General features: G+C 67.6%; 14 protein-coding genes. 6 read left to right on the top strand and 8 right to left on the bottom strand.

The annotated features are described in order from the left end of the window. Positions 1-168 precede the first annotated feature (168 nt). Both VHA82_RS03555 and VHA82_RS03550 read left to right on the top strand, forming a co-directional pair. Positions 169-879 carry a hypothetical protein gene (locus tag VHA82_RS03555; protein ID WP_325540337.1) on the top strand — a complete coding sequence of 237 codons (711 nt, stop codon included), beginning with the start codon at positions 169-171 and terminating at the stop codon, positions 877-879. Continuing rightward, complete coding sequence (locus VHA82_RS03550; protein ID WP_325540335.1) at positions 869-1390, top strand: hypothetical protein; 522 nt, start codon at positions 869-871, stop codon at positions 1388-1390. The genes VHA82_RS03555 and VHA82_RS03550 overlap by 11 nt, the downstream gene beginning before the upstream one ends. A gap of 52 nt (positions 1391-1442) precedes the next feature. Here the strand turns inward: VHA82_RS03550 and yjjJ are convergent, their stop codons facing one another. The 4 genes from yjjJ to VHA82_RS03530 all read right to left on the bottom strand — a co-directional run bounded on the left by yjjJ (position 1443) and on the right by VHA82_RS03530 (position 7363). Next, a complete protein-coding gene (gene yjjJ / locus VHA82_RS03545) occupies positions 1443-2846 on the bottom strand; it encodes a type II toxin-antitoxin system HipA family toxin YjjJ (RefSeq protein ID WP_325540333.1) in 1404 nt (467 codons plus the stop codon). A gap of 216 nt (positions 2847-3062) precedes the next feature. Continuing rightward, positions 3063-4268, bottom strand: a complete 1206-nt coding sequence (locus tag VHA82_RS03540; RefSeq protein WP_325540331.1) for an efflux RND transporter periplasmic adaptor subunit — start codon at positions 4266-4268, stop codon at positions 3063-3065. 3 nt (positions 4269-4271) lie between these two features. Then, positions 4272-6638: an ABC transporter permease gene (locus VHA82_RS03535; RefSeq protein ID WP_325540329.1), complete on the bottom strand. Its 2367-nt coding sequence runs from the start codon at positions 6636-6638 to the stop codon at positions 4272-4274. A gap of 5 nt (positions 6639-6643) precedes the next feature. Beyond that, a complete protein-coding gene (locus VHA82_RS03530) occupies positions 6644-7363 on the bottom strand; it encodes an ABC transporter ATP-binding protein (protein ID WP_325540327.1) in 720 nt (239 codons plus the stop codon). A gap of 85 nt (positions 7364-7448) precedes the next feature. On the opposite strand from VHA82_RS03530, the gene VHA82_RS03525 reads away from it, so the two are divergent. Next, positions 7449-9956, top strand: a complete 2508-nt coding sequence (locus tag VHA82_RS03525) for a GspE/PulE family protein (protein WP_325540325.1) — start codon at positions 7449-7451, stop codon at positions 9954-9956. 49 nt (positions 9957-10005) lie between these two features. Here the strand turns inward: VHA82_RS03525 and VHA82_RS03520 are convergent, their stop codons facing one another. The 4 genes from VHA82_RS03520 to VHA82_RS03505 form a co-directional block, all read right to left on the bottom strand. Beyond that, positions 10006-10233, bottom strand: coding sequence for a hypothetical protein (locus VHA82_RS03520; protein ID WP_325540323.1), 228 nt, complete (start codon positions 10231-10233; stop codon positions 10006-10008). Positions 10234-10241: 8 nt separating this feature from the next. Continuing rightward, the gene (locus tag VHA82_RS03515) at positions 10242-10610 is read right to left on the bottom strand and encodes a phage holin family protein (protein ID WP_325540321.1); all 369 of its coding nucleotides are present in this window, start codon (positions 10608-10610) and stop codon (positions 10242-10244) included. Beyond that, on the bottom strand, positions 10611-10934 hold the full coding sequence (locus VHA82_RS03510; protein ID WP_325540320.1) for a DUF883 family protein: 324 nt from the start codon (positions 10932-10934) through the stop codon (positions 10611-10613). A 69-nt stretch (positions 10935-11003) separates the two neighbouring features. Beyond that, on the bottom strand, positions 11004-11657 hold the full coding sequence (locus tag VHA82_RS03505) for a BON domain-containing protein (RefSeq protein ID WP_325540318.1): 654 nt from the start codon (positions 11655-11657) through the stop codon (positions 11004-11006). Between the two features lie 163 nt (positions 11658-11820). On the opposite strand from VHA82_RS03505, the gene groL reads away from it, so the two are divergent. From groL to VHA82_RS03490, 3 genes are read left to right on the top strand one after another with little or no spacing between them, the layout of a single operon-like run. Continuing rightward, a complete protein-coding gene (groL, locus tag VHA82_RS03500) occupies positions 11821-13449 on the top strand; it encodes a chaperonin GroEL (protein WP_325540316.1) in 1629 nt (542 codons plus the stop codon). A gap of 21 nt (positions 13450-13470) precedes the next feature. Then, entirely contained in the window at positions 13471-15270 is a 1800-nt protein-coding gene (gene polX, locus VHA82_RS03495; protein ID WP_325540314.1) for a DNA polymerase/3'-5' exonuclease PolX, read from the top strand. Beyond that, on the top strand, positions 15228-15770 hold the full coding sequence (locus tag VHA82_RS03490) for a flavodoxin (protein WP_325540312.1): 543 nt from the start codon (positions 15228-15230) through the stop codon (positions 15768-15770). The genes polX and VHA82_RS03490 overlap by 43 nt, the downstream gene beginning before the upstream one ends. Positions 15771-15831: the final 61 nt, after the last annotated feature.

Raw genomic sequence — 15831 nt, 5'->3', positions numbered from 1 at the left:
CAGGAAGACTTCGCGCCTCGTCTTCTTCCTCTTGCCGGCGTACTCCGCGTCCGAAAAACTCAGCTGGCTCATCGCTCAAGCTCCTTTGCGTCTTTCAACGCATGAAGGCATCATCGGTGGACTTGTTCAGACGTTCCTTAGACCTCACAGTCAGCCGAGGAGCCTCTCGTGTCTATGGAGATTCAGTTCAGAGATTGGTTGATCAAACAGGGAAAGCCTTCCGCTGCAAAGAACTATCCGCAGGCAATAAATATCGTTTCGCAGCACTACTCGAAGGCGACAGGGCAGAAGATCAACATATACGAAGTTACGGATCAAGTTCTTATCAGTGAGATTGCGCATGCCTACAGTCAGTCGGGCAAGTACGCTGACTACGGCTACGAACAGCACAGTCGTTTTCGAGCCGCAATCAACCGATATGCTGAATTTTTCGTGCAGTATCAGAAGCTGGAGATTCCAACGCTCGCTGACGAAGAAGATGAAATTGCCTCTCCCGAATCAAACTTCGCTTACGAGAAAGATCTCCAAACCGCAATATGTGCCCACATTTCTGAGCTCTTTCCAAATTTCCGAATTTTTGGCGGCAACGCGATCGGAATCGAGTACTCGATCGAAGGGAAGAGAATTGATGTTCTTCTAGAGGAGGCAGGAACCGGCGCTCTGTTGGTAGTGGAGCTCAAATCAGGCATGGCTGATTTCCGAGTATTCGGACAGGTCTCGATGTACATGGGAATCTTGATGGCGAAATTCCCTGATCGAAAGGTGAACGGCGCAATTGTTGCTGGCAGCGTGGATCCAGGCCTGAAGCACGCTTGCACGACTTCGGACCGAATCGGCTTGAAGGTATATCGCATGTCCGTGGAACTCGATGACGCTTAAAAGCTCAGGAGCCGGGTTGTCGCTTCCGGACCGGCTGGAAACTTGGAAGCAGATCACACAGATCGGCTCTAGCGTCGCCATACCTGTCATCCTGGCACTCATTGGTTACTTTGTTCAAAGCTCCGTGACCGAAGCAGGACTCAAGAAGGACTACGTCCAGATGGCGCTTGGCGTGCTGAAAGAGCAACCGAGCAAGGAAAACGAAGAGCTCCGACAATGGGCGATAGCCGTCCTCGACAAGAGTTCTCCTGTTCCGATTCCCGCGAGCTTGAAGTCTCACTTGATTAAGTCATCACGTTTGGAGTTTTTTCCTGGTTTCGAGAACTTCAAGCCTGAAGAAAGGATTGAGTGTCGGCCTGTTCCCAATTCAGAAGTTCTTGATTGGCTGATTGCCAACGAGCCCAGCCGGTATTCCCGTTGTCCAAATGGCGAGGTTGGCGTTAAGACCCTCGACTACGGGAAGCTCATCAAGAGACCCTATGCGCCAGCGTCAGCCCCAACTCAAAGGTAGCAGACGTCGTGATGGCCAAACAATTTCGTACAGGACTGGAGCGAGGGAGGGGTCACGACTCCGGCCTCCACGCTTCGCTCCAGCGTTGCAGCAACCGGCCGTTCTCCGCACAGATCGCGCGAAAGCTTTCGCCGATGCGCACGTCTTCGGATGCCGATCGCCAGAAGACCCGCGCGGCATCGACCACCCGATGCCAATCCGCCTCGCGGCCGCGCGGCGGCAGCGGCAGCGTAGCCGTATCGAACACATGCGAAGGGACTTCCCCTGCACGCAACGGCGCATAGTGCATCGGGAGCATGTCGTAGGCGGGCGCGAGGTCGAAGTGATCGCCACGCGGACGAAAGGTGAGATTGCCCTTGTGCATGTCGCTGTTCGCAATGAAACGGCCGAACCACCACAGCTCTTCGGCGCGATCGATCACCGCAGGTGGAAACAGGCTCCGCGCGGCAGGCGAGCGCATGATCTTCGGCCACGCCGTTTCGCTCGTGCCGATCAAGGCCGCATCGACTACGGTGAGTGTCGCCACCGGACTGCGGCCGAATTCGCCATGCCGGTCGAATCGCTCGCTCTCCAGAAACGTTCGTCCGCCATGAATCAGGATCCGGCTGCGCGCCACGCGATGCCCCGCCATGCATTGCCGGATCGCTTCGAGCGCCAGATGCTCGGCGATCAGCAAGTCGGACCACCGTCGCACCGCCGCGGAATTTTCGCTGCCCGAGAACTTGACGATCACGTGAGGTGTATCGGCATCGTGAAGATCTCTCGCCGCCGTGAACTTGGGGAATTCTCCGCCGGCACTGGACCCCGCCACGCCTTGATTGAGCGACGCCTCTGCAAATTCGACATATCGCTCGGGTGTTTCCGAACCGGCAACGATGTCGGCAAGTCCGCGCCCGAGTTGCCGGTTCCACGCCTGAATCGCCTGCTCGCCGACGATGAGGTTTCCCGGCTGATCGCTTCCATGCTGCACGAGCCAATAGAGAACGTCGTCGTCGCTCCACGCATCCGGGTTGTCCGATACGTGCAATTGCCGTGCGACGCTGCGCGCCACGATTCGCCCCAGATAGCCCTGCGGGCGCATGTCGTAGAGCGGGTAGGGCAAACCTTCCCACCAGCCATCATTCTCACGTGCCGCCGGCCACACGGCGGGCGCCAGACGTGCGAGGCATCCCTCGGGCTGAATGAGCTCGATCGGCTCCTGCGATGCGGCGCGTCCTTCGGCATCCACGGAATACACGGGTATCGTCGAATCAGTGCCACGCAGCAAACGGCGCAGCGCGTGTTTGCGATTGCGCGTGCTTCCCGATGAAACCAGCTCACCGCCAAGCTCGTTGAGCATCCGGTGCAGGCTCGGCAGGCTCACACCCAGGGCCGCGGCGAGTTGTCCGGTTGCTGCAGGCGCCCGGCCGAGCACGCGCCTCAACTCATGCCGGGCTCCGACATTGGAAGGGCGCATGATTATGAAATGAATTCTGAAATGAATTGATGGTTGATTTTTTCATGGAAATCAATGTCTTGCAACGATTTACCCTAGAATTCTGAAATCAGTGGCGGCAGGAGGCCTGACAGCCGATGGTACTTCGGTGAACTCCTTCTTCTCCGAAGCCGCGCGTGCTGAACACCTGGAGCACGTGGCGTTCCACGAGGCGCGTCGCGCGCGCCTCTTCGATCGTCACACCCTCCGCCCCTCCACCCGCTTGCCATCCGCCACGTTGGGCGGCGGATAGACGATCACCACCTGCCCCGGCGCCAACCCGGACCGTACCCACCCGACCATCCCATTGCGCCCGCCCAGCTCCACCGGCTTCAGCTTCGCGCGGCCGCCTTCCAGCACGTAGACCGCGACACCCCCATCGGCAATCGGCATCAACGCCCCCACCGGCACGAGCACCGCGTCGTCCGCGCTCGCGGTGATCACCCGCGCGGTCACGCGAAAGCCGTCCCCCATGCTGCGCCAAGCGGCGGGCGCATCGAGCACATCGATCAGCACGTTCACGCGCTGCTCTTCGATCCCGAGCGCCGACACCTTCGTGAACGCCGCGGGCTCGACGAGCCGCACCACACCCCGCGCGGGCGGCCCGCCCCAGCGCTCGATCATCGCGCGCGTGCCGGGCCGGGCCAGCACCGCATCGGTCGTGAGCAGTTGCGCCACCACTTCCATGCGATCCGTGTCGCCGACATCCATGAGCGCCGTCCCCGCGACGATCGTGCCTTCGCTTTGCAGCGGTATCCGCAGCACGACACCGCTCACGGGCGAGCGCACCGCGAGCGGCTCGCCGGGCGCGGCAGCGCCCGCGGGCTGCAGCACCGCTGCCGCCTGCGCCCGCTCGTGCACGGTGACTTGCCGCGCGGCATTCGCGGCTTCGAGTTCCCGCTCCGCGCCCGCCAAGGCGAGGCGCGCACTGTCGAGCCGCGACGCCGAAAGGAATCCTTCGCGCGCGAGCTTCTCCGTGCGCAGCAACTCGAGCCGCGCCTCCTCCTGTGCCACGCGCGCATGTTCGACGCGCGCCGCCGCACCCGTCACATTCGCATCCGCGGCCTTCAGCCGCGCCGTCGCTTCACGCAGGCTGCGCTCGTCGAACATCGACGACATCACCGGCGTGAGCACGGCGATCGTGTCGCCCACGCGCACCGGGTCGCCTTCGCGCAGCGTGATGCGCGCCATCCGCGCGGCCACGGGCGCGGAGATCGTGAAGCGATCCTTCAGGCGCGTGCGCCCGTCCTCCTCGATGGACTGCTCGAAGCGGCCGCGTTCGACCACGGCCGTCTCGACCTGCACCGGCCGCGGTGCGAATGCCCAGGCAAGCGCGGCCAAGGCCGCGGCACCGAACGCCGCGTACGCGAGCTTCGCCTTGTCGATATGGAAATTGCCGAACATGATTCATTCCCTCGTTTTCAGCGCCGCGACCATGTCGAGCCGATCGATGCGCCTGCGCACGACGAGCGCGCTGCCCACGCCCGCGGCGACGACCGCAATGGCCGCCCACGCATAGGTTCGCGGCTGGATCGTCACCGGAAACAGCATCTGGTCGTTCTTGATCGCCTCGACCACGCCATGCGTGAGCGCCCAGCCGAGAAACATCCCGAGCGGCAGCGCCACGGCGATGCCGAGCGCGAGCTCGCCCAGCAGCAGCATCGACACTTCCGCGCGCGTGAATCCGAGCACGCGCAGGCTCGCGAGCTCCCACGTGCGCTCCGCGAGCGCGATGCGCGCGTTGTTGTAGACGACGCCCACCGCGATCACCACCGCAAACGCCGTGAGGATCGTGCTCATCACGAGGATGTTGCGCGCGGTGACCTCCTGCATGTTGCGCAGCATCGTCGCCTTGCTGAAGGCGCCCGCCACGTTCGGCAGGTCCTGCGTCGCGCGCAGCGTGGCGGGCAGCATGCCGGGCGCGACGCGCAGGCTGAAGAAGCTCGCGACGTCGCCTTCGCCGAGCAGCAGGTTGAGCGCGTCGCGGCGGATGTAGCCGAAAAGCCCCATCATGTTGCGCACCGTGCCGGCCACCGTGACCTGCCGCACTTCGCGCTTTCCTTCGCGCACCTCGATCGTCACCTCCTCGCCGGGCCGCACGTGCAGCTTGTCCGCGAGGCGATCGGTGATGAGCAGGCCCGCCGTGCCCGCGAGCGCGAGATGCTGGTCCACGTCGATCACCCGCTGCAAGAGCGGCGCGGGCGGCGAGCCGTCGATCAGGATGTTCTCGCTCACGGCGCCGTGCGTGATGCGCACCGCGACGCGCCGCCCCGGCTCCACCTGCAGCACGCCGGGCAGACGCGCGAGTTCGCGCGAGGCGCCGGGGTCCACCGGGTTGATCGTCCACACGATGATGTCGCCGCGCATCGCGAGGTTGAACTGGTTGTCCACGATGGCCTCGATCGCGTCGCGGAAGAAGTAGCCCATGATCACGATCGCCACGGCCGCCGCGATGCCGCCGGTCGTGAGTGCCGCGCGCAGCGGCCGGCGTTCGATGTTGCGCAAAATCATGCGCAGCGCGGGCGCGAGTTTCAGGCGCGGCACGCGTTCCAGCAGCGCGCGCCGGTAGTGCCCGGGCGCGGGCGGCCGCATCGCTTCGGCGGGCGACAGCCGCACCGTGGCCGCGATGGCGGTGAGCGTGCCGAGCACGGCCGTCGCCGACACGATCGCGAGGCCGATCAGTGCGAGCGAGGGCGAGATGCGATGTTCGAACGCCGGAAAGTGGAAGAACTCCGCGTAGAGTCCCGTGAGGCCCGCGCCGAGCCAGTCGCCGAGCGCGACCCCGAGCACATAGCCGCCCGCGACCATCGGCGCGACGAGTTTCAGGTAGTGCAGCGCGATCGTTCGGTTGCGATAGCCGAGTGCTTTCAATGCGGCCACCTGTTCGCGCTGCGTGGCGACGAGCCGCGCCGTCACGACGTGCAGCAGGAAGCCCGCCACGGCCAGGAAGATCGCGGGCAGCACCGTGCCCATCACGTGCTGCTCCTTGATCTCGTTGTCGAGCATCGCGTGCGACATTTGTTCGGCGCGGCCGTGCGCGGGCGCGCCGCCGAGCTTCGCGAGCGTTCGCGTCACGGCGTCTTCCACCGCGCGCTCCGATGCGCCCGGCGCGAGCTTGACCGCGGCCTTGTTGAATGCGCCCGCCATGTCCGCGGCGGCGGCGAGTTCGTCCTTGTCCAGCCAGAACACGCCGTACGCGCGCAGGTCGGGCACGCCCATCATCCCGCCGAAGATGTATTCGGGCGAGAGCGCGGTGCCGGTGATGCGCAGCGTGCGGCGCTTGCCGTTCACGAGAGCCGAGACCGTCGCGCCGGGCCGCAGCTTGTGCGCCTGCGCAAAACTTTCGGAAGCGAGAACCTGGAGTTCGCCGCCCGCGCCGGACGCGGGCGCGGGCCATTGGCCCGAGCGCAGCAGCACCTGGTTCAGCCGCTGCGCGCGATGCCGATCGAGCCCGATCAGGTTGCCCATCACGGGGTCGACGCTGCCGGGCACGGTGACGCGTGCGAACGATTCCACGGTCGTCTGCACGTCCAGCACGCCGGGGATTTCGCGCAGCCGCTCGCCCATCGCGTCGGGGGCGCGCTTCACGCTGGCGAAGACGTCGGCGAAATGGCCGCTCGCATAGAACGCGTCGCGCGCGATGGCGAGCGAATCGACCGCCGAGAGCGTCGCGAGGAAGCCGCCGATGCCGCTCGCCACCACCAGCGCGATCGTGATCGCCTGGCTCCAGAGCAGGCGCAGGTCGCGCAGCACCTTGCGATCGAGCGCTTTCATCCGCGTCACCAGGACAGCTCCGCGGGCGTGAGGCGCCGCTCGGGCCGGCTCACGCTCGCGATGCGGCCGTCGGCCAGGCGCACGACGCGATCGGCCATGCCCGCGATCGCCGCGTTGTGCGTGATGACGACGGCGGTCGTGCCGAGCTCGCGGTTGATGCGCGCGATCACTTCCAGCACGAGCTTGCCCGTCGCGTAGTCGAGCGCGCCGGTCGGCTCGTCGCACAAGAGGAGTTGCGGGCGCTTCGCGATGGCGCGCGCGATGGCAACGCGCTGCTGCTCGCCGCCGGAGAGCTGCGAGGGAAAGTGATCGCGCCTCGGAGTCAGGGCCACGAGCGCGAGCGCCTCGTCCACGGGCATCGGGTCGCGCGCGATGTCGGTGACGAGCGCGACGTTCTCCGCCACGGTGAGGCTCGGGATCAGGTTGTAGAACTGGAAGACGAAGCCCACGTGCTCGCGCCGGTAGCGCGTGAGCTCGTCGTCGGCGCCGCCCGTAAGGCGCTGCCCGAGGAATTCAACCTCGCCCGACGTGGGCACGTCGAGCCCGCCCAGGATGTTCAGCAGCGTCGACTTGCCGCTGCCCGAAGGCCCGAGCAGCACGATGAATTCGCCGGCCGCGACTTCGAGGTCGACGTCGCGCAGGGCCTGCACGGCGGCGTCGCCGCTGCCGTAGGTCTTGGCAAGCGCATGGGCGCGCAGGACGGATGAAGAGGTTGTCGCAGGCATGCGCCGATCAATCTACGCGTCGCGGTGGCGTGCGCGTTGACGTGTGTCAAGCGCGAGGCCACGAGGCATCGTTAACCTCATCCGCATGCCGACGACACACCAAGCTGCCGCCGACTCGCGCCTCGACTGGCCCGCGCCTCACCACATGCGCATTGCAGGTGACGAGCCCGATCCGCAAGGCGAACGGGCCAACCTGATGCTCGCCACCGGAGACGCGGTGGCGTGCGTGCTGCTTTCGATCGACTGCGAGGCGCGGCGTCTCACGTTCCGCCCGGCGCACGCCAACGCGGTCACGTTGCCTTTCTCCGAGATTCGCTGCCTGCAGCTGCAAAAGCCCGTGGAGCTGGAGCAGATACCGCTTGCCGTGCCGCCGGGTGCCGTCGCGCTGAAGTCGGGCCATCGCGCGTGGCGCTGCACCGTGCACATGAAGGACGGCACGGACATCGAGGCCGAAGCGCTCGCCGTGCTCATGCGCCCGTGCGGGCTCTACGTCTTCGTCGTGCACCCGAGCGACGGCGCGATGCGCTGGTTCTTTCCCTCCGACGCGTTCAACGACTACACCATCGATCCGCTCGAGGAAAATGCCCCGGACGAGCACCGCGCGGACACGCCGACAGCTACCGCGCCGCATGCGGCTGCGGCGTCCGAGCCGGACGTGACGCACCTGACGCACGTGACGGACGTGACGGACGTGCCGAGCATGATGGACGTGCCGGACGCACCGGCATCGGCGCCGCCCGCCGGACCCTCGGCGCCGATGCAGGAGGCCGAGCCGCGACCCGGCCCGCCCAGCAACCGGCGCGAACTCGAACACTTCCTCGAGATCGGCCGCTCCACCGCGCGCGGCCGCATCGGCGAGCTGCTGGTGGCGATGGGGCTCGTGAACGAGGCCCAGGTGAAGGAAGCGCTTTCGCGCCAGAGATGGGAAGGCGGGCCGCATCGGCTCCTCGGCGAAGTGCTGGTGGACATGGGCGCGATCCCGCGCGAGGCGCTCTCGCAGGCCGTCGCGAGCCAGCTCGGCGTGCCCACGCTCAACCTGATGCGCTTTGCCTGCGACCCGAATGCGATCCGCGCGTTGCCGGAGCAGCTCGCCTGGCGGCACTGGGTGATGCCGCTTTACATCGCGGGACGCCGGCTCGTGGTGGCCATCGAGGACCCGTTCGACTGGAAGGCGCTGCACGAAGTGGAGTTCGCCACCGGCCTGCAGGTCGACCCCGTCATGGCCTCGCACGACGACCTCGCGAGCACGATCGCCAAGTACTACGGCGGCATCGGCGGCGCGGAGGCCATCGGCCAGCTCGTCGCGCGCCTCGGCGAGGAACGGCCCGAACCGGAGGTACCGCCCGAAGCGGCGCAGGTCACGGAATCCGACAACACGCTCGTGCGCCTCGTCAACAAGATGATCGTCGATGCGTTCGACGCGGGCGCGTCGGACATCCACATCGAGACCGGCATGGCCGAGCGTCCCACTCGCGTGCGCTTCCGCGTCGACGGAGTGCTGCGGCCCTACATCGAAGTGCCGGCCAATTTCCGCCCGGCGCTCGTGTCGCGCATCAAGATCATGTGCAGCCTGGACATCTCGGAGCACCGGCGCCCGCAGGACGGCAAGATTCGTTTCCAGGAGCAGGGGATAAGGCCGATCGAGCTGCGCGTCGTCGTCATGCCCACCGCGCAGGGCCTGGAGGACGTCGTGATGCGAATCCTCGCGGCGCCGCGCGCGCTGTCGCTGGATCAGCTCGGACTCGCGCCGCGCGACCTCGCGCAGCTGAAGGCGATCGCCGAGCGGTCCTACGGCCTGCTCTTCGTCTGCGGGCCGACCGGCTCGGGCAAGACCACCACGCTGCATTCGCTGCTCGCGTACATGAACACGGGCGAGCGCAAGATCTGGACGGTCGAGGACCCGGTGGAAATCGCGCAGGAGGGCCTCTGCCAGGTGCAGGTGAACCCGAAGCTCGACCTCACGTTTCCCAATGTGCTGCGCAGCTTCCTGCGGGCCGACCCGGACGTGATCATGGTCGGTGAGACGCGCGACCCCGAGACGGCCCGCACGGTGATCGCCGCGTCGCTCACCGGTCACGTCGTGCTCTCCACGATGCATACGAACAGCGCCGCGGAAAGCATCGTGCGGCTGCTCGACTTCGGGCTCGATCCGTTCAACTTCGCCGATGCGCTGCTGGGCGTGCTCGGCCAGCGGCTGGTGCGGCGCCTGTGTCAATGCAAGAAGCCGCACGTGGCGACGCCCGAGGAGGTCGCGGAGCTCGCGCGCGAATACTGCGGCGCCACGCCGCTCGTGCCGGCCGAAGTGGAGGCGCGCTGGCGGTCGCGCTACGGTCAGGCGGACGGCACGCTCACGCTGCATGCCCCGGCAGGCTGCGAGGAATGCGACCACACGGGCTACAAGGGCCGGCTCGGCGTGTATGAAATGATGGTGGCAAGTCCCTCGCTGAAGGAAGCGGTGCTCGCGCGCGAAAGCTCGACGCAGATTCTCGCGCGTGCCGTGAGCGAAGGCATGGTGACGCTGATGCAGGATGGCATCGAGAAGGTGCTGCAGGGGCACCTCGATCTGCGCCAGGTGGCGGTCGCGTGCAGCTAGAGGCGTGGCGGTCTGGTCCTCGCCATACCGGTGGTGCCGCAGTGCCTTTTCAGCGCTTGGCCAGCACCTTGCGCACGGCCGTGAACGCGAGAAGAGCCATGCCCGCGAGCCGCAGCCACTTGCGCGCGGCGAGCAGGCGCCCCGCCGTGAGGCCGAGCGCCACCGGCCGCATCCAGCCCCGGATGCGCGCGGCGCCGTCACTCACATTGTCGCGCGTGCGGGCAATCTCGCCGACGAGGTCGCGGCGGCGCGCGCGGATGCGTCCGAGCTGATTCATGGCCCGGCTCACTCGGTGCTCGCCGTGAGCCTCTCGCGGTCCTTCGCGAGTTCCGCCAGCGTCGCGGCCATGAAAGGCGCCTTCTCCTCGAGCACGCGCGCCACCCGCCAGATGGCCAAGCCCGCCGCGGCCGCGAACGCGCCCGTGATGGACAGAAGCGCGGTGATGCGCGCCGTATCCCACAAAACGATCACGATGGATGCAGCGATGGCCGCGAGCAGCAGCGTGCAGAAGAGCGCCGCGACGAGCGCGTGGATCAGAATCCACGCGGCCTGCAGCAGTTCTTCCTCGAAGTCGAGCGCGGCGAGCTCCAGGCGCTGGCGCGCCATCAGCACGCCCGTGGCGCCGAGCCGCGAGAGGCTGTCGCCGAGCGCCACTTACTTGCGCCCGAGAATGTAGCCCGCCAGCAGCCCGATCGCCGCACCGACGCCCACCGCTTGCCACGGGTTCTCCCGTACGTAGGCATCGGTCGCGCGGGCGCCCGCCATCGCGCGCTCGAGCGCGGCTTTCTCGAACACCGCGAGCTCGTCCTTCGCGGTCTTCAGGCTTCCTTCCAGCCGCGTGCGCGCGTCCGCGTAGCTCTGGCTCGCGTCGCGCACCGCGTGGCGCAGCAGCTGCTCGGCATCGGCGATCACGGTGCGCAGGTCATCGGCCAGGCGCTGTTCGCCCGCGGCAGGCGGGGTCTGGGTAACGTCGTTCATCGGTTCCTCTCCTTCTTTGTTGCAGACCCGCGATGCTCGCACCGGGCATCGTCGCAAGTCAACCCTCTTTCAGCCGGTGACTTCGAGGCGGTCCACGACGCGCGTGACGCCGCGCGCCGCGAAGGCCGTGCCGACGGCGGCCTCGTGCTCCGAGAGCGAGCCGACCTTGCCGGTGAGCGTGACGACGCCGCCATCCACCGCGACTTCGATGTGGCGCGCCTCGCGCGCGGCGTGGCGCCCGAGCGCGTCGCGAATCTGCGACTGGATGTCACCGGGTGCCGCGCGGCTGGCGATGGCTACCTGGTTCGTCACGCCGCGCACGCCGGTGAGCGGCTGGATGCACTGCTCGGCGCTCGCGCGCTGGTAGGGCCAGTCCACTTCGCCCGTGAGCGTGACCCAGCCGTCGTCCACTTCGACTCGCACCTTGTCTTGCGGCACCACCGAGTGCCACCGCAGCGCGGCGACGGCCGCCTGCGCGATGTCGGTGTCGCTGCGGTGGTCACCGGGCGCGAGGCGCACCTCGAGGTCGAGCGCGACGCCGCGCACGCCCGAGACGCGCCGCACGGCCTGGTCCACCGCGCGCTTTTGCAGAAAGGTATCCACCTGCCCGCTCAACGTCACGACGCCTTCTTTCACCGCCACGCCGATGGCCGCGGCGTTGCACGCCGCGTCCCATGCCAGTTCGGCGGTCACGTCGGCCTTGATCTGCAGGTCGGTCTTCATGTCCTTGCTCCTTTGCGAGGGGGCCACGGATGCGGCCTTCCTTTCGAAGGCAATGTACGCCCGGGCAGTTGCGGCGAGTTGACTTGCGTCATGCCTCGCGTGCGCGGCCTGAAGAAGAATGACTGGCGAAAGGCATGCGAAGGGCATGCGAAAGGTGCGAAGAATGTCCGCCAAGAAACTCCTGTTCCACGACGACGCCCGCGACCGCATCCGCCGCGGCGTGGACACGCTGGCCGAAGCGGTGAAGGTCACGCTCGGCCCGCGCGGCCGCACGGTGGTGCTCGACCGCGAGTACGGCGCGCCGCAGATCGTCAATTCGGGCGTGGTCGTCGCCAAGGCCATCGAGCTCGAGGACCGCTTCGAGAACATGGGTGCGCAGCTGCTGCGCGAAGTCGCGGCGCGCACGAGCGAGATGGCGGGCGACGGCACCACCACCGCCACGGTGCTCGCGCACGGCCTCGTGCAGGAAGGGCTCAAGTACCTTGCCGCCGGCATGAACCCGATGGAGCTGAAGCACGGCATCGAGCAGGCGATCGACGCCGTCGTCGCGGAGCTCAGGAAGATGGCGCAGCCGTGCGTGACGTCGCAGGAGATCGCCCACGTGGCAGCGATCTCGGCGAACAACGACCGCTCGATCGGCGACCTCGTCGCGCAGGCGCTCGACAAGGTCGGGCGCGACGGCGCGGTGTCGATCGAGGACGGCTCCGGCATGGCGAGCGAGCTGGAGGTGGTGGAGGGGCTGCAGTTCGACCGCGGCTATCTCTCCGGGTACTTCATCAACGACGCGGAACGCCAGTCCTGCGTGCTGGAGGACACGGCCGTGCTCGTGTACGACCAGAAGCTCTCGGGGCTGCAGGAACTCGTGCCGCTGCTCGAAGCCGTCGCCAAGGCCGGCACGCCGCTGGTCGTCATCGCCGAGGAAGTGGAAGCCGATGCGCTCGCGACGCTCGTCGTGAACAGCATGCGCGGCGTGATCAAGTGCTGCGCCGTGAAGGCACCGGGCTTTGGCGACCGCAGGAAGGCGATGCTGCAGGACATCGCGCTCGTGACCGGCGGCGAAGTGATCTCGCCCGAGCTGGGGCATACGCTCGAGAAGGCCAAGCCCGAGCACCTGGGCCGCGCGCGTCGCGTCGTGGTCGACAAGGAGAACACGACGATCGTCGGCGGCGCGGGCGATCCTTCCGCGATCCGCGACCGGATCGCCGCGCTCAAGCGCGAGCGCGAGAAGCTCACGAGCGACTACGACCGCGAGAAGCTGGACGAGCGCATCGCGAAGCTCTCGGGCGGCGTCGCGGTGATCAAGGTCGGCGCGGCGACCGAGACCGAGATGAAGGAAAAGAAGCTGCGCGTCGAAGACGCGCTGCACGCGACGCGCGCGGCCATCGACGAGGGCATCGTTCCCGGCGGCGGCGTGGCGCTGCTGCGGGCGCGCAAGGTGCTCACGGGCCTCGCGTTGCCGACGCTGGACGAGGATTCGGGCCTGAAGATCGTGATGCGCGCACTCGAGGAGCCGCTGCGGCGCATCGTGCTGAATGCGGCGCAGGAGCCTTCGATCGTAGTCGACCGCGTCGACAACGCCGCGCAGCCGAGCTTCGGCTACAACGCCGCGCGGCGCGAATACGGCGACCTGCTCGAAATGGGCGTGATCGATCCGGCGAAGGTGACTCGCCTCGCGCTGCAGAACGCGGGCTCCATCGCGGGGCTCATCCTCACCATCGACTGCCTCATCGCCGAGGCGCCGAAGAAGCAGCCCGAACGCCCCGAGATGCCGGGCGCGGCCGGTATGTACTAGGGAACCGGACCGGGATCGATCGTGGCCTTCTCCAACGCGGATGCCGCCGCGGGCTTCGACGAGATCGCGGACCTGCTGGAAGTGCGGGGCGGTCATGCGTTTCGCGCACGTACCTATCGAAACGCCGCACGGGTTCTCGGCGGACTCGGCCGCGAGGTCGGCGACATGCTCGCTACGGGCGAGCCGCTGGAGGCGCTGCCGGGCATCGGAGCGGACTTGGCCGGCAAGATCGCCGAGATCGCGGCCACCGGCACCTGCGAGCTCCTCGCGCAGTTGCGGCGCGAAATCGATCCCGGCGTGCGCGAGTTGCTGCGCCTGCCCGCGGTCGGCCCGCGTCGCGCGCAACTGCTCTATCGCGAGCTGGGCGTGAAGTCGCTCGAGCAATTGCGCATGGCCGCCGAAGATGGGCGCGTGCGCAAGCTGCGCGGCTTCAGTATCGCGCTGGAGCGCCGGCTGCTGCAAGCCGTGAAGGCGAGCCTGAAGCGCGATCGTCGCCATCCGCTCGCCACTGTCTTGCCCGTGGCGCAGGCGCTGGCCGACGAGTTGGGGCGCGTCCCGGGCGTGCGGCGCGTGCTCGCCGCGGGCAGCGTGCGGCGCATGCGCGAAACCGTGGGCGATCTCGACCTGCTCGTGGAGGCGCCGCCCGGTACCGGCGTGATGGAACACTTCGCCCTCTCGCCTCAGGTGACCGAAGTGCTCGCGAGAGGGTCCACGCGGTCGAGCGTCCTGCTCGCAGGGGGCCTGCAGGTGGACCTGCGCGTCGTGCGGCCCGCGAGCTTCGGCAGCGCGTCGCTCTACTTCACGGGCTCCAAGGCGCACAACATCGCGCTGCGCCGGCTCGCGCTGGATGCGGGGCTGAAGCTGAACGAATATGGCCTTGATCGCGGCAAGCGCCGCATCGCGGGCGCGACGGAAGAATCCGTGTACGCGGCGCTCGGCCTCGCATACATCGAGCCGGAGCTGCGCGAGGACCGGGGCGAAATCGAGGCGGCGCGCAGCGGGCGCCTGCCGAGCCTCGTGCGCCTAGCCGACCTGCGAGGCGACCTGCACGTGCGCACGCGAGGAAGCGACGGCACGCAGACGCTGCGCGAGATGGCGCTCGCCGCGCGCCGCCACGGCCTTGCCTATGTCGCGATCGCCGACCGGTCGAAGCGGCCCGGCATGGCGAGCGGCCTCGACGCGGAGCGCCTCGCGCGGCAGATCGACGAGATCGACGCGCTCGGCGAAACGCTCGACGGCGTCACGCTGCTGAAGGGCGTCGAAGTCGACATCCTGGAGGACGGCTCGCTCGATATGCCCGACGCGATCCTGAGGCGCCTCGATCTGGTGGTGGGGTCCGTCCACCAGGGCTTCGCGCTCTCGCGCGCGAAGCAGACGGCGCGCCTGCAGCGTGCGATGGATCATCCGTACTTCAGCATCCTCGGGCATGCCACCGGGCGGCTCATCGGAAAGCGCGATCCGATCGATCTGGACATCGAAGCCGTGATCCACCACGCGAAGGCGCGCGGCTCTTTCATCGAGCTCGATGCGCAGCCGCTTCGCCTGGACATCGACGACCGAGCCTGCCGCATCGCGAAGCAGGAGGGCGTGCTCGTGAGCATCGCAAGCGACGCGCACGGCCCGCACGACTTCGACTTCCTGCGCCTGGGCATCGGCCAGGCACGCCGCGGCTGGCTGGAGCCCGCCGACATCCTCAACACCCGCCCCATCGAGGAAGTCCGCGCGCTGCTTGCGCGCACGATGGGCCGCTTTGCACCCTCTTCGAAGGAGAAAACGCCATGGACAGCATCCTCGTCGTCTGCTATTCGTACTCCGGCGTGACTCGCCGCGCGGCGCAGCTCATCGCATCGCATCACGGCTGGCCGCTCGCCGAAATCCGCGACCGGCGTCCCGGGCGCGACTGGTGGCGCTGCGTCTTCGATTCGCTCTTGCGGCGCCATCCGCGGATCGACTACGACGGCCCGTCGCCGGGCGACTTCCGAACCGTCGTGCTCATGGCCCCGATCTGGGCCTGGCGGCTCGCGGGGCCGATGCGCAGCTTCATCGCGGCCCATCGCGAATCGCTTTCGCGCTTCGCGATGGTGACGACGATGGGCTCGGGCGGCGCGTCGAACGCCGTCGGCGAGGCGAGCCGCATCCTCGGCCATGCGCCCATCGCGACCGTGGCGTTCACCCAGCGAGCGCTGGAGGACGGCTCCGCCACCGCGCGCCTGCTCGCGTTCGGTGACGACCTGCTGCCGCCTTCGACCGCCGCGCGGACGACGCAGTCCGCGGCCATCTCGCGACCCGCTGTGCCGGGACCGGCCGCGGGCGCCCATTGAAGAGAACAGCAAGGAGCCAGCGATGAAAGTGGTGGACCTGTGCGCGCGCGAGATCGACGAC

Source organism: Ramlibacter sp. (assembly GCF_035548915.1).
GTDB lineage: Bacteria > Pseudomonadota > Gammaproteobacteria > Burkholderiales > Burkholderiaceae_C > Ramlibacter.
Note: the sequence above shows the minus strand (reverse complement) of the source record. Positions and strands in the feature narration are given on the sequence as shown.